Consider the following 23,070-nt stretch of genomic DNA (forward strand, 5'->3'; position numbering starts at 1 on the left):
CCCCGCACGCATGATCCCGCTCGGCATCTCGCTCGACATGATCCCGCTCGACATCCCGCTCGACATCCCGCTCGACATGGAGGTTCCACCCATGACGCACCCGATTCCCTGGGTCGAAGCACCGTTATCGGTCGCGCGCCGCGTGGGTACCGTGACCCCTATGTCATCGAAGACGAGCTGCTGAATGGCGCGCTACATCCTCACGAGGGTGCTCTCCTCGCTCTTCGTCCTCTTCGTCCTCTCGGTCATCGTCTTCTCGATGGTCCGCATCATTCCCGGTGACCCGCTCGCGGCCTTCGCCGATCCGGCCAACCCCGACCCCGTGGCGCTCGAAGCCCTGCGCCACAAGCTGGGCCTCGACCAGCCGGCGATCACGCAGTACTTCGTGTGGCTCGGAGGCGTGCTCCGCGGCGACTTCGGCGCGGCGATCACGGTTCCCGGTCAGGTGTCGAACATGATCGCGACGCGCCTGCCCCTGAGCCTCTCGCTCGCGGTCATGGCGACGATCTTCGGCGTCGTGCTGGGCCTCCCCGCCGGTGTGCTCGCCGCGACCCGCTGGCGTCGACCGAGCGACCACATCGTGCGCGGCACCTCGTTCGTGCTGCTCGCCACCCCGCCCTTCGTGCTCGGTGCGGTGCTGATCCTGGTGAACTCCCTCACCCTCAAGCTCCCGCTCGTCGGATATGCGGGGGCAGCGGGCAACCCGCTCCGCGCCATCGGCGTGCTCATCCTGCCCTCGCTGCTCATCGGCGTCGTGCTCGCGGCGATCATCGCCCGCTACACGCGGGGCACGCTGCTCGACACGCTCGGTCAGGACTTCGTGCGCACCGCCCGCGCCAAGGGCGCCTCGCCCTCGCGTCTCGTCGGGCGGCATGCGCTGCGCAACGCGCTCATCCCCGTCACGACGGTGGTGGGCATCGAGCTCGCCGCTCTCGTCGGCGGCACCGTCGTGATCGAGCAGGTGTTCTCGCTCCCCGGCATGGGGCAGCTGCTGCTCACCGGCATCCGCAGTTCCGACTATCCGATCATCCAGGCGACCGTCCTGCTGATCGGTGCCGTCTACGTCGCCATCAACTTCATCGTCGATCTGATCTATCCGCTGATCGACCCCCGAGTGAGGGTACACACGCGATGACTGTCACCCGCGAACTCGCCCTGGCCGCCACGGCCGGCACCCGTCGTCGGCGCCCGAAGCTCGGCCCCTCGTTCTGGGCCGGAGCCGGCATCCTCGCCGGCATCCTCCTGCTCGCCGGGTGGATGAGCCTGTGGCCGCCGTACGATCCGCTGGCCACGGCCGGACCGCCCATGTCGGGGCCGACGGCCCAGAACTGGCTCGGCACCGACAACCTCGGTCGTGACACGTTCACGCGCCTCGCGCTCGCCGCCCGCACCAGCCTGCTGATCTCGGGAGCCGGCGCCCTGCTCGGCGCCGTGGTCGGAACCACGCTCGGCCTCATCGCCGGATACGTGGGCGGATGGGTGGATGCCGTCATCATGCGCATCGTCGACGCCCTGCTGGCGCTCCCCGCGATCCTCGTCGCCCTCGTCGTCGGCGTCGTGATCGGCAACGGCGCAGGCCCGCTGATCCTGGCGCTCGGTCTCGTCTTCGCCCCCGGATTCGCCCGGGTCATGCGGGCGCCGGTGATCGCGATGCGCGACCGCGATTTCGTGCTCGCCGCCCGCCTCTCGGGCGTGCGGGGCAGCCGCATCGTCGTGGAGCACCTGCTGCCGAACGTGCTCACCCCGCTGTTCGTGCAGTTCGCCTCGGTGGCCTCGCAGATCGTGCTGATCGAGGCGGCGCTCAGCTACCTCGGCCAGGGCGTGCAGGCCCCCGAGCCCTCGGCCGGTCGCATGATCAGCGAGTTCACCCGCTTCATGCAGATCCAGCCCCTCCTGATCATCCTGCCGTCGCTGGTCATCATCCTGCTCTCCGCCGCGTGGAACCTCCTCGCCGACGGCCTGCAGGACTGGCTCGCCCCGCGGCGGGAACCCGCCTTCTCGCTCGGTCGGCGCCCTGCCGATCGCGCGGCGAAGAACGCACCGAAGAACTCAGCACCGAAGAACTCAGCACCGAAGACAGCACTGCAATCAGACACGAACGTCACTACCCGAGGCACTATCCACACAGAAGAGAGTCAGCTATGAAGAAGCCAATTCTTATGGGCGCGGCGGTCATCGTCGCCGGCGCCCTGGCGCTCACCGGATGCTCCACCGGAGGCGATACCCCGAGCGACGTCGCCGAGGGCGAACCCGTCGCCGGTGGCACCCTGACCTGGGGTGTTCCCGCCGAACCCTCCGCCGGTGGCATCGACCCGATGGTCGCCTCCGCGATCGCAGCGGAGATCATCGACTCGATCGCCTACGACACGCTGCTCACCCGCGAGAATGACGGCACCGTGAACCCGGCGCTCGCCACCGAGTGGACGCAGACCGACGAGCTCACCTGGGTCTTCGAGCTGCGCGACGACGTCGAATTCGCCGACGGCAGCCCCTTCGACGCCTCCGACGTCGTCTACTCGTTCGAGACGCGCAAGGACGGCGGCACGAACGCCACCTACCTCGCCAACATGGAGAGCGTCGAGGCCACGGGAGACCACGAGGTCACGTTCCACTTCAGCCAGCCCGACGGCACGTTCCTCGACGCCGTCTCGGCGCGTCAGACCTTCTTCATCGTCAGCGAGGAGGGCTACGGCGCCGCCTCCGAAGAGGAGCGTCAGACGCAGACGTTCGGCACCGGTGCCTTCCAGGTGACCGAGTGGTCGCAGGGCGTCAGCGTCACGATGGACAAGAACGACAAGTACTGGGGCGAGGCGCCGAACCTCGACTCGATCGTCTTCGAGCTGTACCCCGACGAGAGCACCCTGCTCGCCGCCGTGCAGCAGGGCAGCGTGCAGGCCGCGTCGTTCATCGACGGCAGCCTCGCTGGCCAGGCCGAGTCGGCCGGATTCACCCTCGGTGACCCGCCCTTCCGTCAGAACCTCGCGATCTACATCAACCCGGAGACGGGCCCGCTGGCAGACGTCAACGTGCGTCGTGCGTTCTCGCTCGCGCTCGACCGCCAGGCGCTCGTCGACACCGCGATGCTCGGAAACGCCGGTATCTCGTTCGTGCCGCCGGCCGGTGACCCGGGTTCGCCCGACGCCGCCGACCTGCCGTACTACACGCGCGACGTCGACGAGGCCAAGAAGCTCCTCGCCGAGGCCGGTCAGCCCAACCCCGAGATCACGCTCAGCTACATGGGTGACGTGGCGCAGTCGCACCACCCGGTCTACGAGATGATGCAGCAGCAGCTGGCCGAGGCCGGCATCACGCTGAACCTCGAGGCGACGCCGCTGTCGGAGATCGCCCCGATCTTCACCACCGGTGAGTCGTGGACCGACCTGGTCGCCATCCCCGGCAGCCCGCGTGCATCCGCCGCGTTCTACATGCAGCCCGTGCTGCTCGAGGGTGGCGTCTACAACCACTGGGACGGCAACCCCGACGCCGACAAGGCCCGTGACCTGCTGAACCAGGCTCTGGCCGCTCCGTCGCCCGAGGAGTACAACGAGCTCATCGGTCAGCTGGCCGAGGAAGCCGCCTCGCAGGTTCTCGAGGTCGTGCCCGCCGCGGTGCCGGTGTACTTCGAAGTCTGGGACTCGAACAAGCTGCACGGTTACGAGAGCGACGCGTTCTACTCCCGTTACAAGCTCGACTCGGCCTGGTTGACCGAATGAGCACCGACGTCGACGCTCTCCGGGTCGAAGACCTGTCCATCGCCTACGGGGGTGCCGCACCCTCGGTGTCCGAGGTGTCGCTCCGCGTGCGCGCGGGGGAGATCGTCGGCGTCATCGGTGAGTCGGGCAGCGGTAAGTCCAGCATCGCCCTGGCGATGATGGGGCTGCTGCCCGACTCCGCGACGGTCACCGCGCAGGCGATGACCGTCGCGGGATCCGAGATGAAGGATGCTTCGGAGCGCGACTGGGGAACCGTGCGGGGCGTGCGCGCCTCGATGGTGTTCCAGGAGCCGATGTCGGCACTGAATCCGTGCATGCGGATCGGTGCGCAGATCGCCGAGGTGCTGCTCATCCACGGCCTCGCCGACAAGAAGGCGGCGCAGGCCAAGGCCCTCGACATCTTGAAACTCGTGCGGATGCCCGATCCCGAGCGCCGCATGAAGTACTACCCCCATCAGCTCTCGGGCGGGCAGCGGCAGCGCGTGGTCATCGCGATCGCCGTCGCCGCCGATCCGACGCTGCTGGTGGCCGACGAGCCCACCACGGCACTCGATGTCACCGTGCAGGCGCAGATCCTCGATCTGATCCGCACGCTGCGTGACGAGACCGGCATGGGGGTGCTGTTCATCAGCCACGACCTCGGTGTCATCGGTCAGCTCTGCGAACGCATCGCGGTGATGTACCGCGGCCGCATCGTCGAGTCGGGGACGACGCAGCGGGTGCTCGAGAATCCGCAGCATCCGTACACGCGAGCGCTGCTCGAGAGCATCCCTCGACCGTCTGTTCCGGCGCGCTCGGCGCTGGCGGTCATTCCGGCCGACAACGACTTCGACCGTGTTCCGGCAGTTCTGGAGGAGGCCTCGTGAGCGGTGTCGCAGGTTCTGGAGTGGACGGTTCTGGTGTCGACGGTTCTGGTGTCGACGGATCCGGTCGGTCGGGCGATGACGTGCTGCGCGTGACGAACCTCACGCAGCGCTTCGGTCATGGCGACAATGCGATGGTGGCGCTCGACGACGTGAGTCTGAACGTGCGTCGCGGCGAGACGCTGGGACTCGTGGGCGAGTCGGGGTCGGGCAAGAGCACGCTGGCTCGCGCCATCCTGCTCATGCGCAAGCCGACGGCGGGCAGCATCGAGTTCGACGGCGGCGACGTGACCGGGTTGCGCGGGTCCGCGCTGCGGCGGCATCGTCGGCGGGTGCAGATGGTCTTCCAGGACCCGAACGACTCGCTCGATCCGCGATTCGCGATCGGGCGGTCGGTGGCGGAGCCGCTGGTCGCCGCCGGGATGTCGGCGACGGATCGGCGGATGCGCGTGTTCGAGTCTCTCGAGCAGGTCGGCATTCCCGCGGATGCCGTGAACCGCTACCCCCATGAATTCTCGGGCGGACAGCGTCAGCGCATCGCGATCGCGCGGGCCATGGCGGCCGACCCCGAGTTCATCGTGCTCGACGAGCCCACGTCGGCGCTCGACGTGTCGGTTCAGGCGCAGGTGCTGAATCTGCTCGTGCGGCTGCAGGAGCGCACCGGAGTGACGTACCTCTTCATCACGCACAACCTCGCCGTCGTGCACCACATCGCGCATCGCGTGGCGGTGATGCACAACGGCAAGATCGTGGAAGAGGGCACCGGCGAGCAGGTCATGAATGCGCCGGAGCATCCGTACACGCGCACGCTGCTCGAGTCGATGCCGGTGCTGTACCGCACGTAGGCTGGCGCTCTTTCTCAGGCGGTCGGGGAGCTCAGGCGCGGTCGGGGAACTCAGGCGCGGTCGTGGAGCGTGATGAGGTATCCGTCGGGGTCGACGAGGGTGAACGTGTAGCCGAAGGGGCCCTGGACCGGGTCGACGGCGATGGTCACGCCGTCGGCGACCAGTGCGCTGTGGACGGTTTCGGCTTCAGGGGCGTGCATCCAGACGCCGATGCCGCGTCCGAGCGGGGCCTCGTCGAGGTCGACGCCGGGGAGCGGGCCGCGCACGGCGAAGGCGGCCGGCTTCGTGTCGAAGACGACGGCGTGCGGCGGGCCCGCCTGGCGGGTGAAGCCGAGGTGCTTCTCGTAGAACGCTGCCGCGCGGTCGATGTCGCGCACCTGCAGGGAGATGAAGCCGGGGCCGGAGACGGTCATGTGATCCTCCAAGATCTGTGTGTCAGTTAGCTGACATCGGAAACTGTATGTCAGACTACTGACATGAGTCAAGCCGCATCGGGAATCGAGTTGGCGACCTCGCCCGGATACCTGCTGAAGATGGCGTCGAGCGCCTTGAGGTCGGCGATGGAGGATGTGCTGCGCCCCCTCGGGATGACGATCACGCATTACTCGTGTCTCGAGTTGCTCGCGCAGCGGCCGGGACTCTCGAACTCGGAGCTCGCCCGCGGGACCTTCGTCACGCGGCAGTCCATGAACGTGCTGTTGCAGGCGTTGCAGCGCGAGGGGCTCGTGTCGCGGCCGGATCAGCCCGCCAGCGGTCGGGCGCTGCCCGCCGAACTCACTGACGCCGGGCGTCGCCAGCTTGCGACGGCCAGCGCCGCCGTTCGCGCCGTGGAGGTGCGGATGCTGTCGGGGATGGACGACGCCGACGCCGAGAGGCTCACCCATCTGCTGAGGAGTTGTGTGATGGCTCTCACCACGACCTGACCGCGGCATCTGCGCGATGCGCGGGCCGTCGGGTCGGGGCCGGCAGGTCTCAGCGGTCGCGGATGTAGGCAACGCGGTCGCCCTGCTTGCTTGCTTGCTTGCTCTGCGGCTCGTCGGTGTGATCCTCGCCGCTTTACGACTCCGTACGATGAGCCAATGGATGCGCCAGCGGTACTTACGAACCTCATGCTCGCGATCGACGAGCGCCGGTGGTCTGACCTCGTGCAGTTTCTGCACCCGGAGTTCGAGTGTCGCTACGTGCATACGGGGGAGATTTTCGATCGAGACCAATGGATTCGTCTGAACGCGGAGTATCCAGGATTCGATCGTCTCCTGTTGCAGGAAGTCGTCGGAGACGTGCGCGCGGCGGCCAGCCGGTCGCATGTCACGGGCGTCGGTGAGAACGGGCTCGAACACTTCGAATGTGCGACCTTCGTGCGTGTGAGAGATGATGGCCGCATCGACGTGATGACCGAAGTGCGGACTGGCACCGCGCAATCGGCACCCGCGGGAACGCGAGGCGAGGCATAGGCCACCTTCCTGCGGTCTCGTCTCGTCATCCTCAGATCCTCAGATCCTCAGATCCTCAGATCCTCAGATCCGCAGTTCCACTCCTTCATGCGCTCGTGCGCGATCACGATGCGGCGGGCGTTCACCTGACGGTCGGGGTTGTCGCCATTTTCGGTGGGGGTCCCACCAGGCGGGGCCACGCACTTGGGGTATCCCGTTCTGCATGCGGATCTCCCATCCGGAGGTGTCGAGGGTGCGGTGGTGGTGCCAACACAGGGCGACACCGTTGTCGGTGCTGGTGGGTCCGCCGCGGGCGTGCTCCTCGACGTGGTGTATCTCGCACCACGCGGCGGGAACGTGGCACCCGGGGATGAGGCACTCCCGGTCGCGGAGGGCGATGGCGCGGCGTTGGGGTGTGGTGAAGATGCGGTCGGTGGTGCCGATGCCGATGATCCTGCCCTCGGGGTCGAACAGCACCCGCTGGACGCTGCCACCGCAGGCGGAGTGCCGGGCGGTGGTGATCGGCACGGGTGTGTCGATTCCCTCTACGTGCGCCCACCCACGGCCGGTCGCATAATCCTCCGCCGTGACCGAGATCACGAGGGTGGGGGCCGCGCCACCGAGGCGGGGCATGTCGTCGTGGCGTGCGGCGATGTTGAGGGCTGCGGCGAGGGCGTCGTGTTGTTTCTGTGGGCGGGTGCGCGTATCGATCATCTGCCCGGGGTCACCGCTCGGGAGGAACGCGTGGTCGGCGCGGGACGCGGAATCATGCGCATCGCCCGCATCGCCAACGACGTGACGGTGCGCATCGAGCGCATCGCCAACGACCTGACGGTGCGCATCGAGCGCGTCGCCAACCGCACTACGGTGCCCATCGCCGTGACCATCAGAAGGCACGAAGTGCACGCCGGGCAACGGTGGCCCGTCGACTTTGGGGTTGAGGTACGCGTCGCAAATGCGCTGCAGCTGCCCAGCCGCCTCGGGAAGTAGCGCACCGCGGATCGGGATGACTCCGTCTTTCGCACGCCCGAGTGTGATCCCGCGGGCGCGCATCGCCCGCTCCTCGGCGGGCTCGGCGCCGTCGGGGTCGAGGTACGCGACGATCGCCTGCGCGAGGAAGCGGAGGTCGTCCGGTGTCGCCGGGGGTGCAGCCTCGTCGCCACCCGGGCCAGCCTCGTCGACCGCGGCCAGCCCGCGTGCGTACCCGGCGAGTTCCGCATCGGCCGCCCACCGGTCCGCTGCCCCGACCCGGGGTCCTGCCTGGTCGATCGGCGTCGTCGCGGCCAACAACCCCGCGATCCCGATCGCCCCGCCCAGCATCGCTTCCCGCAGCGCGGGCCACCGCGCAGGCAGCGGCGTCCCGGACGACAGCTCCACATCGCGGTGCACGATCTTCGCGGCCTTCACGATTCGCGCGGCCCCGGCGGCATCGGTGCGCAGTACGCGTTGGAGGAGTTCGTTCATCGTGCGGCATCCGAATCCTCCCGCGAACGTCACCTCTCCCGCCCCGACCGGACGCGAATCGACGGACGCGACCGTCTCGACGATCACCGCATCGACGCGCCGCTGCACCTCACCCGCGACGCGAAGAACCCGCATCGCCTCGGCATCCGACAACCCCACAAGTCCTGCGGAAACCCCGTCCGCGCACAGCAGCAGATCGAGGTCGGCGACGACCCGATCCAGCACATCCGCGGCGTTCTTCATACCCCGAAGTCAACCCGCAACCACCGACATTCCGATCCGCAAACCCCAGATCAGAAACGATATCCCCACAAACCGTGGACAACCCCGAAACGACCCCCACCCGTGCAGAAAGAGTGCTTCCCCAACAGGCCCGACCGAACGGACCCGCTCGAACTGCCCCGAACAGACTCGCCCCACAAGGCCGCCCTCACAGGCCACCTCAGGAAGAGCGCCCACCCGCACGCACAACCCGAGCGCCCCACCCTCGCCCCACCCGCAACCGGTCCCGCAGCTCGTCGAGCCGCACGGCGATGCCGATGCGGAACATGCGTTCGTCGTCGCGCCACGACGCCCCGAGCACGTGGTCGAGCCGGTCGAGGCGCTGCAGGATCGTGTTGGTGTGGAAGTTGAGCGCCCGCGCCGTGCGCGTGGGGCTGGCGTTGTTGCGCACGAACGCCCGCAGCGTGCCGAGCAGGTCGGCGTTGCGCTCCGCGTCGTACTGCCGCACCGCTCCGATCGTGTCGCGCAGGAATGCGCTGAGCGCCCGCACATCCGTGTCGAGGATCGCCGAGTAGGGGAGGAAGTCGTCGACGTGCGCGGTGACGTCGACCAGTTCGAGAGCCGTGATCAGCCGCGCCGTGCGCATCGCGGTCTGGAACACCTCGGGCAGCGCCCCGGACGCCGGGCGCGGCACGATCACCGACACCGGATGCTGGATCGCCGAGGTCACCTGCCGGCGCAGCCGTTCGACGTCGACCGATCCGCGGCTGGCGGCGAACGCGGCGACCACGAATCCGCGGTACTCGCCCACGAGCGCGCGGTCGTCGAGCTGACGACTCAGCTCTCGGGCGGCGGCGGTCTGCTGGTCGCCGGGCACCGAGAGCAGCAGCAACGAGTCGAGCACCTGCAGGTCGACGCCGAGGCGGCGGGCGCGGCGTTCGACGTCGGCACGGCGTTCGGGAACATCGTCGAGCAGGTCGGCCATGAGTTCGCTGCGGATGCGCAGGTCGGCTCCGGATGCCGCTTCCTGCTGCAGCTCGAGCAGCGCCCCGACCTGGGCGGCACGCTCGACGGTGCGGAAGTCGACGGCGCCGAGCTCGAATGCTCCGTCGCCGAGCAGCATCGCCCCGAAGTGCCGGCTGCCCGCGGTGAGGGCGGCGACGGCGCGCACCCCTCCTTCGGCAACCGCGACGCAGTGCCCGGATCGGCGGCTCTCGGCGATGGCTTCGCGCACCGGGTCGGCGAGAGCGAGCATCGCGGGGTCGAGGGGGAGTCCGGCCGCGGCGATGAGCTGATCCTGCGCGTCGACGATGGCGACGGCGCGGCCGAGGGCCGAGGCGAGGGTCTCGGCGACCGGGGCGAATCCGCCACCGGCGAGCACGGCCTGCACCAACTCCTGGTGCACCGTGTTGGCGCGGTCGCGCTCGACGAGGTGGGCGGTGAGGGTGGCGAGGTTGGTGCGGCTCTCGTCTTCGGACTCCTGCAGGTCGCGCAGTGTCTGCGTGGTCTGCAGGATGATCGAGGCGTGGTCGGCGACGGCCGTGAGCAGCGCGACCTGCTCGGGGGAGAAGCTCTTCTCCTCGCGGTTCGCGACGAACAGCACGCCCAGCACGTCGTCGTAGGTGACCATGGGCACGCCGAGCAGCGACACGAGTCCCTCGGCCGAGACGGCGTCGTCGATGCCGGAGTCGTGGCGCTCCATGGCGTAGGCGGAGTAGTTCGCGACCCAGTGCGGCATGCGCGACTCGACGACCACGCTGGCGAGACCCCGGCCGGGCGGCACGCGCAGCGTCTGGAACGAGGCGCTCACCGATCCGCTGGTCTCGCGCACGCGCAGCTCGCGGGTGTCGGGGTCGAACTCCGACAGGTAGGCGAGGTCGACGCCCATCATCTCGTGTGCGCGCTGCACGAGGCGGGCGAGCACGGCGTCGCTGTCGCGCAGTTCGGCGAGCTCGCGCGCGCTGGAGAACAGTGCCGACAGCTCGTGCTCGCGGCGGCGCAGGCGCGACAGTTCGCGCTGCGACCGGTGCACGCGCTCGGCGATCTCGCCGGCGTCGTGATCGGATGCTCCGAGCGCGGTGAGTGCGTCGCTGACGGCCGTCGGGCCGACGAGGTCGCTGTCGTGGGCGGCGTCGAGCAGGGTGGCGATCGCCTGAGCTTTGCGCTTCATCGGCGCTCCTTCCGCGGTCGGGGGTCCGGGGATGCTGCTGACCTCAGTGTCGAGCATGGGCGCATCCTCCACCAACTCGGGGCGCGCTGTGAGTCTACGTCCGGTGCCCCACCCGGCGGATGTGTCAATCGCATACACCGCGCCGTGTTCGCTGAGTGATCCGCCCATCGTCGGCGGCGGATGCCGCTTCTAGTGTCGTCGTAGAACCGCGGCGCCGAGGATCCGGCGACCGCCCGTAGGAAAGGTCGCCGATGCCGATCAACAGCCGAATCTCAGGTCTGCGCGACCACACCCCGGTCGAGCGCCTCGCCCTCGTCGCCGACGGTGCGGGTCTGGACCCCACCGCTCTCGCGGCGCTGCACCCCGAGTCCGGTCTCTCGCTCGCCCAGGCCGACCACATGGTCGAGAACGTCGTCGGGCTGATCAGCATCCCCGTCGGCGTCGCCACGAACTTCACGATCGACGGCATCGACCGTCTGATCCCGATGGCGACCGAGGAGCCGAGCGTCGTCGCCGCGGCCTCCAACGCCGCCCGCATGGCCCGCGGGCACGGCGGCTTCACCACCTCGTACACGGGCGACGTCATGATCGCCCAGATCCAGGTGCTGGATGCCGTCGACCCGCACGGCACCCGCTTCGCCGTGCTCGAGGCCCGCGACGAGCTGCTCGCCCTCGCCAACGAGCAGGATCCGATGCTCGTCTCTCTCGGCGGCGGCGCCTTCGACATCTCGGTGCGCGTGCTGCCGACCCGCGCCGGCACCCAGGTGATCGTGCACCTGCACGTCGATGTGCGCGACGCCATGGGAGCCAACGCGGTCAATACGATGGCCGAGGCGATCGCGCCGCGCATCGCCGAGGTCGCCGGCACCCGCACGCTGCTGCGCATCCTCACCAACAAGGCCGAGCTGCGCCTCACCCGTGCCCGGGCCGTGTTCGACGCCGAACTGCTCGGCGGCCCCCAGGTGGTCGCCGACATCGTCGCCGCGAGCGCCTTCGCCGAGGCCGACGCCTACCGCGCCGCCACCCACAACAAGGGCATCATGAACGGCATCACGGCCGTCGTGCTCGCGACCGGCAACGACACCCGCGCCGTCGAGTCGGGCTGCCACTCGCACGCGGCCCGCAGCGGTGGCTACACCGCGCTGTCGCAGTTCGAGCAGGATGCCGACGGCAACCTGGTCGGCACGCTCGAGGTGCCGCTCGCGGTCGGCCTCGTCGGTGGCGCGACCCGCGCGCATCCGACCGCGCAGGCCGGCGTCAAGATGCTCGGCGTCGAGACGGCGCGCGAGCTCGCCAGCGTGATCGCGGCGGTCGGTCTCGCCCAGAACCTCGCCGCCTGCCGTGCGCTCGCGGCCGAGGGCATCCAGCGCGGACACATGACGCTGCACGCCCGGACGATCGCGGCCAGCGCCGGGGCGGAGGTCGACGAGATCGGCGAGGTCGCGGCACGCATCGTGGCCGCCCGTCGCATCCGCGTCGAGTACGCCCGCGAGGTGCTCGCCGAGCTGCGCGCCGAGACCCCCGGCGCATGACCCTCTCGGCTCCCACCCCGCGCGTGCAGCCCGAGCCGGGGCTGCCCGCCCGTGTCACCGTCTACGAGGTCGGCCCCCGCGACGGGCTGCAGGCCGAGACCGACATCATCCCCAGCTCGATCAAGGCCGAGCTGTGCCGCCGCCTCTACGTCGCGGGGACGACGAACCTCGAGGTGACGAGCTTCGTGTCGCCGGCGTGGATCCCTCAGCTCGCCGACGCGGCCGAGGTCGTCGCCGCGGTCGAGGTGCCCTCAGGCGCCCGTGCGGTCGCGCTCGTCCCGAACCTGCGCGGCCTGCAGCGTGCGGTGGATGCCGGCATCCGCGAGGTCGCGGTCGTCGTCAGCGCCACCGAGTCGTTCGCCAAAGCCAACCTCAACAACACCCGCGCCGGTGCCATCGACCGAGCGGTCGAGGTGATCGCCGCGGCATCCGCCCAGGGCATCCCCGTGCGCGGCTACGTCTCGATGGCGTTCGGCGACCCGTGGGAGGGCGCGGTCGCGACCGACGCCGTGACCGCGGCCGCCGCCGAGCTGCACGCCGCCGGTGCCCGCACGATCGCGCTCGGCGACACGATCGGGGTCGCCACCCCCGGCCTCACCACCCGCGTCGTGACCGAGACGCTGGCGGCGGGCATCCCGCTCGACGCGGTCGCACTGCACCTGCACGACACGTACGGGCAGTCGCTCGCCAACGTGCACGCCGCCCTGCGCCTCGGGGTCGCCGAGTTCGATGCCGCGGTCGGCGGACTCGGTCGCTGCCCCTACGCCAAGGGCGCGACCGGTAACCTCGCGACAGAGGACTTGGTGTGGATGCTGCACGGTCTCGGCATAGAGACCGGCCTCGATCTCCGGGCCCTCGCGGCGACGACCGAGTGGCTCTCCCGGGCCCGCGGCATCCGCGCTCCGTCGAACGTGGCACGGGCGCTCGCCGCCGCAGGACTCGACACCCCCGACACCGCACTGGAGGCATCGCAGGCATGACCGACTCCCCGCTCCCCGGCACGATTCCCGGCACCCTCCCGGCCCCCGGCTCCCTCACCGGGGTCACCGTGCTCGACCTGTCGCGCGTGCTCGCCGGACCCTATGCCGCGCAGATGCTCGCCGACCTCGGGGCGACGGTCGTCAAGATCGAGAACCCGCGCGACCCCGATGTCTCGCGCGGCTTCCCGCCCTACCTGACCCACGGCGACGAGGAGTTCAGCGCCTACTACGCGCAGTACAACCGCGGAAAGCTCGGCGTCGGTCTCGACCTCTCGTCACCCGAGGGCGTCGAGGTGCTGAAGGATCTGGTGCGCTCGGCCGACGTGCTCGTCGAGAACTTCCGCCCCGGCACGATGACGAAGCTCGGCGTCGGGTGGGACGTGCTGCACGAGATCAACCCGAAGCTCGTGTACACCGCCATCTCGGGCTACGGCCACACCGGCGCGAACACGCGTCGCCCCGCCTTCGACAACACGGCGCAGGCGGCCGGCGGACTCTGGTCGATGAACGGCTACGCCGATCAGCCTCCCGTGCGCGTGGGCGTCACGATCGGTGACGTCTCGGCCACGCTGTTCGCCGTCATCGGCACCCTCGCGGCCCTGCGGCACGCCGAGTCCACGGGCGAGGGTCAGCTCGTCGATGTGGCCCAGGTCGACAGCATCCTGGCGCTCACCGAGACCGCCGTCGTCGACTACACCGTCACCGGCAAGGTCGCGACCCCCGCGGGCAACGAGCACGCCTGGGTGCGCCCCTACGAGCTGTTCGACTGCGCCGACGGGCAGGTGTTCTTCGGCGCGTACACCGACAAGCTCTGGAACGCGAGCTGCGACCTGTTCGGCACCCCCGAGTACAAGGCCGACCCCGAGATCGACACCATGCGCAAGCGGCTCGACCAGGAGGTGTACGAGCGGCGCGTGAAGCCGATCGTCGCCGCGTGGCTCGCCGACCGCACGAAGGCAGAGCTCGAAGCGCTCGCCGGAGACGTCGTGCCGCTGACCGCCGTGAAGACGATCGCCGAGGTGGTCGACGACCCCAACACGGCCGACCGCGACATGATCGTCAGCGCCGACTACGGCGACCTCGGCGTGCTGCGCATGTTCGGTCAGCCGATCAAGCTCTCGGCCACTCCCGCGAACCCCGGCCGCACGGCCAACCGACTCGGCGAGCACGCCGACCAGGTGCTCGCCGACCTCGCAGGCTACGACGCCGACCGCATCGCCGCCCTGCGCGCCGCGGGTGTGCTGCCGTGAGCGTCGTTCGCACGGAGCACCTCTCACCCGCGACGGTCGAGGCCTATCGGGGCACGTTCGCGGCCTCCGAACCCGTGGTGCCGGCGGATGCTCCGCTCCCCGCCGCCTGGGAGGGCGTGTTCTTCCCCTTCGATGCCCCCCTCGCCGACCTGCGCCCCGACGGCACGCCCGCGCGCGACGGCGTGATCCCCGAGATCGACCTTCCGCGGCGCATGTACGCGGGCGAGACGACCGAGTTCCTACGGCCGCTGCGGCTGGGCGACGAGGTCGTGCAGACCACGCGTCTCGGCTCGGTGCTCGAGAAGACCGGCTCCCGCGGACGCCTCGTGTTCGTCGACGTCGAGCGGGAGTACGCGGTCGCCGGTATCGACGGTGCAGCCGACGGCGAGGTCGCGATCCGCAGCGTGTGGCACGACGTGTTCCTCGAAGCGGGGGATCCGGATGCTCCGGCCCGCCCGCCCCGCCCGGATCCGGATGCCGCGGCCCGCGCCGACTGGATCGACGAGGTCGTGCTCGATGCGCGCCAGCTCTTCCGGTTCTCGGCCCTCACCTTCAACACCCACCTCATCCACTACGACCGCGCCTGGGCGCGTGACGTGGAGGGCCTTCCCGATCTGCTCGTGCACGGGCCGCTCACCCGCATCCTGCTCATGGATGCCGCGCGCCGTCACGCTCCCGACCGCGTCGTCACCCGCCTCGACGTGCGGGCGATCGCCCCCGTGCTCGTGGACCGGCCGGTTCGGCTGTGCGGGAGGACGGAGGGCGGGAAGACGGATAACGCAACGACCGTCGTGACCGCGCTGGACGCCGACGATGTCGTGCTCGCCACGGCGGAGATCGTCTGGGGCTGACGCGATGCTCGGGATGTCAGCGGGGCTCGTGCGCCGCGAGGGCTTCGGCCAGCGCGTCGCGCACGGCCGTGACGGCGGCGTTGTCCCGCGACGACGAGCGGGTGGCGGCGAAGATCTCGCGCACCGGCGAGCCCGGCAGCTGACGCAGGCTCACGGTCGAGCGTCCGCCCGTCCACACCAGATCCGGCAGCATCGCCACGGCGTGACCGGCGGCCACCAGCCGCGCATGCGACACGAGGTCGGTGGCTTCGAACCGCACATCGGGTTCGAAGCCCGCCGCCCGGCACTGCTGCACGGCCCAGCGCCGCACCGCCGCCCCCTGCGGCTCGAGCACCCAGGCGCGGTCGCGCAGATCGGCGAGCCCGGTCGCCGGGTCGTCTTTCGGCACCGCGAGGCGGATCGGGTCGCGGCCGAGCAGCGTGCGATCGATCCCGTCGCTGACCTCGCGCGTGTGACCGGGGTACTGCTCGGCGACGACCAGGTCGAACGCCCGGGTCTGCAGCTCGAACAGCGCCACCTCGGGGGCGAGTTCGACCATGTCGAGTCGGAGGTCGGGCATCCGCTCCGCGAGCAGCGTCAGCGCCGGAGGCACCAGCGCCTCGGCGGCGGTCGGCATCACGGCGATGCGCACGCGCGCCGGGGCATCCTGCGAATGCGACAGCTCGGCGCGAGCCGCCTCGTCGAGTTCGAGCGCCCGTGCGGCGTGCGCGGCGAGCAGGCGTCCCTGCGCGGTGAGGCGCACCCGGCGACCATCGGGTTCGAGGAGCGCGACGCCCGCATCGCGCTCCAGCTGGGCGAGCTGCTGCGAGACCGTCGAGGGGCTGAACGACAGCGCCGCGGCGACGTCGGCGATGGTGCCGCGCAGCCCGAGCTCGTGCAGCAGACGCAGTCGGCGGAGCTCGAACATGGCACCCTTCCCAAGCATCGACAGAACCGAACAGTATCCATCGTAAAGGTTCGCTTTTCACGAACGGTAATGGGGTCTCACACTGAGAGCAGGACGCGCGTCCCGCACGCGCTCGTGAGTGAGGACCCCCAGTGATGCAGACCACCCCGCAGAGCATGCCGCAGAGCACCCCCATCCCGACCGGCAACGCCGAGCTCGCAGAGCTCGCCGATGACGCGGTCGCCCTCGTGCAGCGCTGGCTCGTCGAGAGTCGCGAGGTGCCGGCCGACACCGCCGCCAAGCGCCTCGCCGGCGTACTGAGCGACCCGAACGGCCTCGACTTCACCGTCGGATTCGTCGACGGCGTCGTGCGCCCCGAAGACCTGAAGGTCGCAGCATCCAACCTGCACGACCTCGTGCCGCTGACCCCCGCGTTCCTGCCCGCGCCGCTGCGCGGCCTGATCAAGCTCGGCGGCGCACTCGCCCCCGCCTTCCCCGGCATCGTCGTGCCGATCAGCCGTCGCGTGCTGCGCGGCATGGTGCGCCACCTCATCGTCGACGCCACCGACGCGCGCCTGGGCAAGGCCATCCGCCGCATCAAGGCGACCGAGGGCGTGCACCTCAACGTGAACCTGCTCGGTGAGGCGATCCTCGGTGAGGAAGAGGCCACGCGTCGCCTCGCCGGCACCCGTCGCCTGCTCGAGCGCAGCGACGTCGACTACGTGTCGATCAAGGTCTCCTCGACCGTCGCCCCGCACAGCCCCTGGGCCTTCGATGACGCCGTCGCGCACGCCGTCGAAGCGCTCGCCCCGCTGTACCGCATCGCCGTGAAGCGCGGCAAGTTCATCAACCTCGACATGGAGGAGTACAAGGACCTCGACCTCACGATCGCCGTCTTCACGACGATCCTCGAGCGCGAGGAGTTCCGCTCGCTCGAGGGCGGCATCGTGCTGCAGGCCTACCTGCCCGATGCCCTGAGCGCCATGATCCGCCTGCAGGAGTGGGCCGCCGTGCGCGTCGCCGACGGCGGCGCCCCGATCAAGGTGCGTGTCGTCAAGGGCGCGAACCTGCCCATGGAGCGGGTCGACGCCGAGACCCACGACTGGCCGCTCGCCACCTGGCACAGCAAGGAAGCATCGGATGCTTCGTACAAGGCCGTGCTCGACTACGCCCTGCACCCCGACCGCATCGGCAACGTGCGCATCGGCATCGCCGGTCACAACCTGTTCGACATCGCCCTCGCCTGGCTGCTCGCGAACCGTCGCGGAACGACCGAGGGGATCGAGTTCGAGATGCTGCTCGGCATGGCGTCGGCGCAGGCCACGGTCGTGCGCCGCACCGTCGGCTCGCTGCTGCTCTACACGCCGGTCGTGCACCCGGCCGAGTTCGACGTCGCGATCGCCTACCTGATCCGCCGCCTCGAAGAGGGCGCCTCGGTCGACAACTTCATGTCGGCCGTGTTCGACCTCGACACGCACCCCGAGCTGTTCGCCCGTGAGCGCGACCGTTTCCTCGCGTCGATCGCGTCGATGCCCACCGATGTTCCCGCGTCGAACCGCGTGCAGGACCGCACGCAGGCGCCGGCCGCCGCCTCGCGCGACAGCTTCGTGAACACCCCCGACACCGACCCGAGCCTCGCGGCCAACCGCGCGTGGGGCGACGGCATCCGCTCGCGCATCGCGACGTCGACGCTGGGTGAGGAGACCGTGCGCACGCACACGCTGTCGGATGCCGCGGCCCTCGACACCGTGATCGCCGAAGCCACCGCGGCCGGCGAGGCCTGGCGCGCGCTCGGCGCCGCCGGGCGCGCCGAGATCCTGCACCGCGCGGGCGACGTGCTCGAAGCACGCCGCGCCGACCTGCTCGAGGTCATGGGCTCCGAGGCCGGCAAGGTGCTCGAACAGGGCGACCCCGAGGTCTCCGAGGCCATCGACTTCGCTCACTACTACGCCGAGAGCGCGAAGCGCGCCGAGCAGATCCCCGGCGCCGCGCACCGCCCGGTCGGGCTCACCGTGGTCACCCCGCCGTGGAACTTCCCCGTCGCGATCCCCGCAGGCTCCACGCTCGCGGCGCTCGCCGCCGGCTCCCCGGTCATCATCAAGCCCGCCCGTCAGGCCCGCCGCTCCGGCGCGGTCATGGTCGAGGCGCTGTGGGAGGCGGGCGTGCCCCGCGAGGTGCTGCAGTACGTGCAGCTCGACGGGCGCGAGCTCGGAAAGCAGCTCGTCAGCGACCCCGCCGTCGAGCGCGTCATCCTCACGGGCGGCTACGAGACGGCCGAGCTGTTCCGCAGCTTCCGCCCCGACCTGCCCCTGCTCGCCGAGACCAGCGGCAAGAACGCCATCATCGTCACGCCCAGCGCCGACCTCGATCTCGCCGCGAAGGACGTCGCCTACTCGGCGTTCGGCCACGCGGGGCAGAAGTGCTCTGCCGCCTCGCTCGTGATCCTCGTGGGCACGGTCGCCGACAGCGAGCGGTTCCGCCGCCAGCTCGTCGACGCCGTCGGCTCGTACAAGGTCGGCGAGCCCAGTGACGGCTCCAGCCGCATCGGACCGCTCATCGGACCGGCCGAGGGCAAGTTGCTCCACGCCCTCACCACGCTCGAGCCCGGCGAGAACTGGGTCATGAAGCCCCAGAAGCTCGACGACGAAGGAAAGTTCTGGCGTCCCGGCATCCGCGCAGGCGTCGCCGCCGGCAGCCCCTTCCACCTGACCGAGTACTTCGGACCGGTGCTCGGCATCATGACCGCCAAGACGCTGGAGGAGGCCACCGCCCTCGTCAACGCGATCGACTACGGCCTCACCTCGGGGCTGCACTCGCTCGATGAAGACGAGATCGCCCAGTGGCTCGCCACCGTGCAGGCCGGCAACCTCTACGTCAACCGCGGCACCACGGGTGCGATCGTGCAGCGTCAGCCGTTCGGCGGCTGGAAGAAGGCGGCCGTCGGCGCCGGCACCAAGGCCGGAGGCCCCAGCTACTTGATCGGCCTGTCCGACTGGGTCGACGCCCCCATCGCGGCGGATGCCCCCACCGACGCCGTGTCGAAGGCGGCGCTCGCCGCAGCCGCCGACCTCTCCGGCGCCGACGTGTCGTGGCTCGAAGGAGCACTCTCGACCGATGTCGCCGCCTGGGCCGCCGAGTTCGGTGCCGTCGCCGACGACACGGGTCTCGAGACCGAGCAGAACGTGCTGCGCTACCAGGCCGTGCCCGTCACGGTGCGCGTCGAGGGTTCGGCTCTCGACACCGGCGAGATCGTGCGTGCGATCCGCGTGCTCGCCGCCGGCATCCGCACCGGGTCGACCGTCACCGTCAGCGCGGCGCAGGAGCTGCCGGCATCCGTCGCCTCCTGGCTGCGTCGTGCCGGCGTCACCGTCGCTGTCGAGAACGACACCGCCTGGACCGCCCGTGCCGCACGCCTGGCCTCCACCGGCGGGCGCATCCGCCTCGTGGGAGGCAGCGCCACCGACACCGCCGCCCGCACCGGCGGCTCGCCGGCCGTCGCCATCTACAGCGGAGACGTCGTCACAGCGGGCAGGATCGAGATGCTGCCCTACCTGCGCGAGCAGGCCGTGTCGGTCTCGGCCCACCGCTTCGGCACCCCGCACCGCTACGAGATCGCCGCTCTGACGGCATAGGAGACACCGATGAGGCCCAACCCCGACTACGCGTTCGACGACGCCCCTGGCATTCGCGACCTGATCCGCGAGAACCCGTGGGGCACGATCGTCAGCTTCGTGCCGGGGAAGGGCCTCGTCGCCTCCCACTACCCACTGCTCCTCGAAGAGGACGGCGACGCCGACGGCATCGTGCTCGTCAGCCACGTGGGGCGCCCCGACGAGCGCCTGCACGAGCTCGGCGCGCACGAGGTCATGGTGATCGTCTACGGTCCGCAGGGCTACGTGTCGCCCGGATGGTACGAGACCTCGCCGGCCGTGCCCACCTGGAACTTCGCGGTCGCGCACCTGCACGGCACGCCCGAACTGCTGACGGATGCCGAGAACCTGCAGGTGCTCGACCGTCTCGTCGCGCACTTCGAGAAGCCGCTGCCCGAGCCGTTCCTCATGCACCAGTCGCTGGAGAACACCGCCTACGCCGAGCGCATCGTGCACGGCACGGTCGGCTTCCGCCTGCGCGTCGACCGGTTCGAGGCGAAAGAGAAGATGAGCCAGGACAAGCCCGCCGAGGTCGTCGACCGCGTGATCGCGCATCTCGGCCAGCCCGGTCCCTACAACAATCCCCCGCTCGCGGCCCGCATGGCCCAGGTACACGGAAGAGAGGTGGGCGCATGACCGCGTTCGTCGGAGTCGCAGACATGGTGACGTGGATCGCCCGGCACGGTGCCGAGAAGATCATGGCCGAGATGGCCGACACGATCGAGGCCGACTTCCGTCGGTGGGAGTCGTTCGACAAGAGCGAGCGGGTCGCCAACCACACCCCGTTCGGGGTGATCGAGCTCATGCCGATCAGCGACCCCGACCTGTACGCCTTCAAGTACGTCAACGGCCACCCGTTCAACCCGGTGCGCGGCTTCCAGACCGTCACCGCGTTCGGCGTGCTCGCCGACGTGCACAACGGCTACCCGGTGTTCCTCGCCGAGATGACGATGCTCACGGCGCTGCGCACCGCAGCGACCTCGGCCATGGTCGCCCGAAAGCTCGCCCGCCCCGACTCCGAGGTCATGGCGATGATCGGCGCGGGCAGCCAGGCCGAATTCCAGGCGCTCGCGTTCCGTGCGGTGCTCGGCATCTCCCGTCTGCGCGTGTTTGACGTCGACGAGGCCGCCTCGGCCAAGCTGCTGCGCAACCTCGCGCCGCTCGGATTCGATGTCACGGTGTGCGCCTCGGCATCCGACGCCGCATCCGGTGCCGACATCGTCACCACCTGCACGGCCGACAAGGCCGTGGCCCAGGTGCTCACCGATGCCGACGTCGCCCCCGGCATGCACATCAACACGATCGGCGGCGACTGCCCGGGCAAGACCGAGCTCGACCCGCGCATCCTCGAACGCGGCCCCGTGTTCGTGGAGTACCCGCCGCAGACGCGCATCGAGGGCGAGATCCAGAACGTCGCCGCCGACTTCCCCGTGGTCGAGTTCTGGCGTGTGCTCAACGGCCTCGCCGAGGGGCGCACCTCGCCCGAGCAGGTCACGATCTTCGACTCCGTGGGCTTCGCGATCGAGGACTACTCGGCGCTCCGTCACCTGCGCGACAGCGTGGCCGGCACCGACCTCGGCCGCGAGATCGACCTGGTCGCCGCCCCGCAGGACCCGAAGGACCTCTTCGGATTCGCGACCTCGCCGGTCCCCGTCGCCTGAATCGTCGCCTGAACCCGTTCACCGAACAGCCGCCTCTTATCGCCGCGTGATCCGACCACCGGGAGCACCATGAGCACCGTCGCCCTCACCCTCCAGAACGTCCGCCCGTACGACGGCGGCGCACCCGTCGACGTCGTCATCCGCGACGGGGTGATCGGCGAGATCGCGCCCGCCGGCACGGTCTCCGCCGAGGGGGAGACCGTCGACGGAGGCGGGCGCTGGATCGGCCCGGGGCTGTGGGACGCGCACGTGCACTTCACCCAGCACGTGGTGCGCCGCCGCCGCATCGACCTGACCGAGACGCACAGCGCCGCCGACGTGCTCGACGTGGTGCGTCGCGCGCGCGCCGAGGGCGCCCCGCTGATCGACGGGATGCTGATGGGCTACGGGTTCCGCGACGGCCTGTGGCCGGTGCCCGCCTCGCTCGAGGCGTTGGATGCGACGGTCTCCGACATTCCGGTCGTGCTCGTGAGCGGCGACCTGCACTGCGGATGGATGAACCGCGCCGCGGCCTCTCGCCTCGGCATCGAGCTCGACGAGACCGGGCTGCTGCGCGAGGGTCCGTGGATCGAGCTGCAGCACTCGTTCGACCAGAGCGGGGCGCTGCCCTTCGACGCCTATCAGGATGCCGCGAACGCCGCGGCCGCCCGTGGTGTGGTCGGCGTGGTCGAGTACGAGAAGACCGACAACATCACCGAGTGGTCGGAGCGCACGGCCCGCGGGCTCGACGCCCTCCGCGTCGACATCGCCGTGTGGCCCGACCTGCTCGAGAGCGTGATCGCCCGGGGCGTGCGCACGGGCGACATCGTCGACGAGCGCGGCCTCATCGAGTTCGGCCGCCTGAAGGTCGTCGTCGACGGTTCGCTGAACACACGCACCGCCTGGTGCTGGGACCCGTACCCCGGCATGGACCCCGGCCACCCGCACGCGTGCGGGCTCGAGAGCGTGCCGATCCCCGAACTGCGCCGCCTGCTCACGATCGCCCGCGCCGGCGGCATCGAGGCCGCCGTGCACGCGATCGGCGACCGCGCCAACACCGAGGTGCTCGACACCTTCGAGGCGCTCGACATGCGCGGTGTGATCGAGCACGCGCAGCTCGTGCGCGACGAGGACTTCGCCCGTTTCGCGCAGCTCGGACTCATCGCGAGCGTGCAGCCCGAGCACGCGATGGACGACCGCGACGTCGCCGACCACCACTGGGCGGGCCGCACCGGCCGCGCCTTCGCCTTCGGTTCCCTGCACCGTGCGGGTGCCGCCCTGCGGTTGGGATCGGATGCTCCGGTCGCCCCGCTCGACCCGTGGGTCTCGCTCAGCGCCGCCACCGCGCGCAGCCGGGGCGACCGCGACGCCTGGCACCCCGAGCAGCGCCTTCCGCTCGACGTCGCGCTCGCGGCATCCGCCCGCAGCACGCTCGCCGTCGGCCAGCCCGCCGATCTCGTCATCACCGACGGCGACCCCTATGCCGCCGACCGCGACGAGCTGCGCGAGATGCCGGTCGCGGCCACCCTGCTCGCCGGCCGGTTCACCTGGCGCCAGATCTGAGGAGCGAC

The 23,070-nt window shown here is 70.3% G+C and carries 20 protein-coding genes; 16 read left to right on the top strand and 4 right to left on the bottom strand.

All coding sequences use genetic code 11. From position 1 onward, the window contains the following. The first annotated feature begins 10 nt into the window (after window positions 1–10). From ACIOSY_RS08345 to ACIOSY_RS08370, 6 genes are read left to right on the top strand one after another with little or no spacing between them, the layout of a single operon-like run. A complete protein-coding gene (locus ACIOSY_RS08345; RefSeq protein WP_400851929.1) occupies window positions 11–184 on the top strand; it encodes a hypothetical protein in 174 nt (57 codons plus the stop codon). After that, entirely contained in the window at window positions 185–1,135 is a 951-nt protein-coding gene (locus ACIOSY_RS08350; RefSeq protein ID WP_400851932.1) for an ABC transporter permease, read from the top strand. Further along, window positions 1,132–2,145, top strand: coding sequence for an ABC transporter permease (locus ACIOSY_RS08355; RefSeq protein ID WP_400851935.1), 1,014 nt, complete (start codon window positions 1,132–1,134; stop codon window positions 2,143–2,145). Before ACIOSY_RS08350 ends, ACIOSY_RS08355 begins: the two co-directional genes overlap by 4 nt. Further along, a complete protein-coding gene (locus ACIOSY_RS08360; protein WP_400851938.1) occupies window positions 2,142–3,713 on the top strand; it encodes an ABC transporter substrate-binding protein in 1,572 nt (523 codons plus the stop codon). Before ACIOSY_RS08355 ends, ACIOSY_RS08360 begins: the two co-directional genes overlap by 4 nt. Then, window positions 3,710–4,579, top strand: a complete 870-nt coding sequence (locus tag ACIOSY_RS08365) for an ABC transporter ATP-binding protein (RefSeq protein ID WP_400851941.1) — start codon at window positions 3,710–3,712, stop codon at window positions 4,577–4,579. The genes ACIOSY_RS08360 and ACIOSY_RS08365 overlap by 4 nt, the downstream gene beginning before the upstream one ends. Further along, window positions 4,576–5,421, top strand: a complete 846-nt coding sequence (locus ACIOSY_RS08370) for an ATP-binding cassette domain-containing protein (RefSeq protein WP_400851944.1) — start codon at window positions 4,576–4,578, stop codon at window positions 5,419–5,421. The genes ACIOSY_RS08365 and ACIOSY_RS08370 overlap by 4 nt, the downstream gene beginning before the upstream one ends. A gap of 50 nt (window positions 5,422–5,471) precedes the next feature. Here ACIOSY_RS08370 and ACIOSY_RS08375 read toward each other — a convergent pair whose 3' ends face one another. Next, the gene (locus tag ACIOSY_RS08375) at window positions 5,472–5,834 is read right to left on the bottom strand and encodes a VOC family protein (protein WP_400851947.1); all 363 of its coding nucleotides are present in this window, start codon (window positions 5,832–5,834) and stop codon (window positions 5,472–5,474) included. A 63-nt stretch (window positions 5,835–5,897) separates the two neighbouring features. Between ACIOSY_RS08375 and ACIOSY_RS08380 the strand changes: the two genes are divergently transcribed. Continuing rightward, window positions 5,898–6,344 (top strand): MarR family winged helix-turn-helix transcriptional regulator, encoded by a 447-nt coding sequence (locus ACIOSY_RS08380; RefSeq protein WP_400851950.1) that lies wholly within the window; start codon window positions 5,898–5,900, stop codon window positions 6,342–6,344. A 156-nt stretch (window positions 6,345–6,500) separates the two neighbouring features. Then, window positions 6,501–6,875, top strand: a complete 375-nt coding sequence (locus ACIOSY_RS08385; RefSeq protein WP_400851953.1) for a hypothetical protein — start codon at window positions 6,501–6,503, stop codon at window positions 6,873–6,875. A 63-nt stretch (window positions 6,876–6,938) separates the two neighbouring features. Here the strand turns inward: ACIOSY_RS08385 and ACIOSY_RS08390 are convergent, their stop codons facing one another. Together ACIOSY_RS08390 and ACIOSY_RS08395 are read right to left on the bottom strand one after the other, a co-directional pair. Continuing rightward, window positions 6,939–8,561, bottom strand: a complete 1,623-nt coding sequence (locus ACIOSY_RS08390) for a DUF222 domain-containing protein (RefSeq protein ID WP_400851956.1) — start codon at window positions 8,559–8,561, stop codon at window positions 6,939–6,941. A gap of 199 nt (window positions 8,562–8,760) precedes the next feature. Then, entirely contained in the window at window positions 8,761–10,767 is a 2,007-nt protein-coding gene (locus tag ACIOSY_RS08395) for a helix-turn-helix domain-containing protein (protein WP_400851959.1), read from the bottom strand. A gap of 194 nt (window positions 10,768–10,961) precedes the next feature. Here ACIOSY_RS08395 and ACIOSY_RS08400 point away from each other — a divergent pair, with 194 nt between their 5' ends. Genes ACIOSY_RS08400 through ACIOSY_RS08415 form a run of 4 tightly spaced genes read left to right on the top strand, consistent with a single transcriptional unit; the run spans window position 10,962 to window position 15,323 of the window. Beyond that, window positions 10,962–12,242: a hydroxymethylglutaryl-CoA reductase, degradative gene (locus ACIOSY_RS08400; RefSeq protein WP_400851962.1), complete on the top strand. Its 1,281-nt coding sequence runs from the start codon at window positions 10,962–10,964 to the stop codon at window positions 12,240–12,242. Continuing rightward, the gene (locus tag ACIOSY_RS08405) at window positions 12,239–13,222 is read left to right on the top strand and encodes a hydroxymethylglutaryl-CoA lyase (protein ID WP_400851965.1); all 984 of its coding nucleotides are present in this window, start codon (window positions 12,239–12,241) and stop codon (window positions 13,220–13,222) included. Before ACIOSY_RS08400 ends, ACIOSY_RS08405 begins: the two co-directional genes overlap by 4 nt. Continuing rightward, a complete protein-coding gene (locus tag ACIOSY_RS08410; RefSeq protein WP_400851968.1) occupies window positions 13,219–14,472 on the top strand; it encodes a CaiB/BaiF CoA transferase family protein in 1,254 nt (417 codons plus the stop codon). The genes ACIOSY_RS08405 and ACIOSY_RS08410 overlap by 4 nt, the downstream gene beginning before the upstream one ends. Next, window positions 14,469–15,323 (top strand): MaoC family dehydratase N-terminal domain-containing protein, encoded by an 855-nt coding sequence (locus ACIOSY_RS08415; RefSeq protein WP_400851971.1) that lies wholly within the window; start codon window positions 14,469–14,471, stop codon window positions 15,321–15,323. Before ACIOSY_RS08410 ends, ACIOSY_RS08415 begins: the two co-directional genes overlap by 4 nt. A gap of 16 nt (window positions 15,324–15,339) precedes the next feature. Here the strand turns inward: ACIOSY_RS08415 and ACIOSY_RS08420 are convergent, their stop codons facing one another. Further along, window positions 15,340–16,230, bottom strand: coding sequence for a LysR family transcriptional regulator (locus ACIOSY_RS08420; RefSeq protein ID WP_400851974.1), 891 nt, complete (start codon window positions 16,228–16,230; stop codon window positions 15,340–15,342). A 134-nt stretch (window positions 16,231–16,364) separates the two neighbouring features. Between ACIOSY_RS08420 and ACIOSY_RS08425 the strand changes: the two genes are divergently transcribed. The 4 genes from ACIOSY_RS08425 to ACIOSY_RS08440 all read left to right on the top strand — a co-directional run bounded on the left by ACIOSY_RS08425 (window position 16,365) and on the right by ACIOSY_RS08440 (window position 23,062). Continuing rightward, window positions 16,365–19,841, top strand: a complete 3,477-nt coding sequence (locus ACIOSY_RS08425; protein WP_400852634.1) for a bifunctional proline dehydrogenase/L-glutamate gamma-semialdehyde dehydrogenase — start codon at window positions 16,365–16,367, stop codon at window positions 19,839–19,841. A 9-nt stretch (window positions 19,842–19,850) separates the two neighbouring features. Beyond that, window positions 19,851–20,495 (top strand): FMN-binding negative transcriptional regulator, encoded by a 645-nt coding sequence (locus ACIOSY_RS08430; protein ID WP_400851977.1) that lies wholly within the window; start codon window positions 19,851–19,853, stop codon window positions 20,493–20,495. Beyond that, window positions 20,492–21,520 (top strand): ornithine cyclodeaminase, encoded by a 1,029-nt coding sequence (locus tag ACIOSY_RS08435; protein ID WP_400851980.1) that lies wholly within the window; start codon window positions 20,492–20,494, stop codon window positions 21,518–21,520. Before ACIOSY_RS08430 ends, ACIOSY_RS08435 begins: the two co-directional genes overlap by 4 nt. A gap of 69 nt (window positions 21,521–21,589) precedes the next feature. Next, window positions 21,590–23,062, top strand: coding sequence for an amidohydrolase (locus tag ACIOSY_RS08440; protein ID WP_400851984.1), 1,473 nt, complete (start codon window positions 21,590–21,592; stop codon window positions 23,060–23,062). Window positions 23,063–23,070 lie beyond the last annotated feature (8 nt).

This window comes from Microbacterium sp. NPDC087665 (assembly GCF_044743285.1).
GTDB lineage: Bacteria > Actinomycetota > Actinomycetes > Actinomycetales > Microbacteriaceae > Microbacterium.

Excerpts from the sequence above, each read along its gene's own strand:
- ACIOSY_RS08345 (WP_400851929.1), top strand. The coding sequence starts at position 11 with ATGATCCCGCTCGGCATCTCGCTCGACATGATCCCGCTCGACATCCCG.
- ACIOSY_RS08350 (WP_400851932.1), top strand. The coding sequence starts at position 185 with ATGGCGCGCTACATCCTCACGAGGGTGCTCTCCTCGCTCTTCGTCCTC.
- ACIOSY_RS08355 (WP_400851935.1), top strand. The coding sequence starts at position 1,132 with ATGACTGTCACCCGCGAACTCGCCCTGGCCGCCACGGCCGGCACCCGT.
- ACIOSY_RS08360 (WP_400851938.1), top strand. The coding sequence starts at position 2,142 with ATGAAGAAGCCAATTCTTATGGGCGCGGCGGTCATCGTCGCCGGCGCC.
- ACIOSY_RS08365 (WP_400851941.1), top strand. The coding sequence starts at position 3,710 with ATGAGCACCGACGTCGACGCTCTCCGGGTCGAAGACCTGTCCATCGCC.
- ACIOSY_RS08375 (WP_400851947.1), bottom strand. The coding sequence starts at position 5,834 with ATGACCGTCTCCGGCCCCGGCTTCATCTCCCTGCAGGTGCGCGACATC.
- ACIOSY_RS08380 (WP_400851950.1), top strand. The coding sequence starts at position 5,898 with ATGAGTCAAGCCGCATCGGGAATCGAGTTGGCGACCTCGCCCGGATAC.
- ACIOSY_RS08385 (WP_400851953.1), top strand. The coding sequence starts at position 6,501 with ATGGATGCGCCAGCGGTACTTACGAACCTCATGCTCGCGATCGACGAG.
- ACIOSY_RS08390 (WP_400851956.1), bottom strand. The coding sequence starts at position 8,561 with ATGAAGAACGCCGCGGATGTGCTGGATCGGGTCGTCGCCGACCTCGAT.
- ACIOSY_RS08395 (WP_400851959.1), bottom strand. The coding sequence starts at position 10,767 with ATGCTCGACACTGAGGTCAGCAGCATCCCCGGACCCCCGACCGCGGAA.
- ACIOSY_RS08400 (WP_400851962.1), top strand. The coding sequence starts at position 10,962 with ATGCCGATCAACAGCCGAATCTCAGGTCTGCGCGACCACACCCCGGTC.
- ACIOSY_RS08405 (WP_400851965.1), top strand. The coding sequence starts at position 12,239 with ATGACCCTCTCGGCTCCCACCCCGCGCGTGCAGCCCGAGCCGGGGCTG.
- ACIOSY_RS08410 (WP_400851968.1), top strand. The coding sequence starts at position 13,219 with ATGACCGACTCCCCGCTCCCCGGCACGATTCCCGGCACCCTCCCGGCC.
- ACIOSY_RS08420 (WP_400851974.1), bottom strand. The coding sequence starts at position 16,230 with ATGTTCGAGCTCCGCCGACTGCGTCTGCTGCACGAGCTCGGGCTGCGC.
- ACIOSY_RS08425 (WP_400852634.1), top strand. The coding sequence starts at position 16,365 with ATGCAGACCACCCCGCAGAGCATGCCGCAGAGCACCCCCATCCCGACC.
- ACIOSY_RS08430 (WP_400851977.1), top strand. The coding sequence starts at position 19,851 with ATGAGGCCCAACCCCGACTACGCGTTCGACGACGCCCCTGGCATTCGC.
- ACIOSY_RS08435 (WP_400851980.1), top strand. The coding sequence starts at position 20,492 with ATGACCGCGTTCGTCGGAGTCGCAGACATGGTGACGTGGATCGCCCGG.
- ACIOSY_RS08440 (WP_400851984.1), top strand. The coding sequence starts at position 21,590 with ATGAGCACCGTCGCCCTCACCCTCCAGAACGTCCGCCCGTACGACGGC.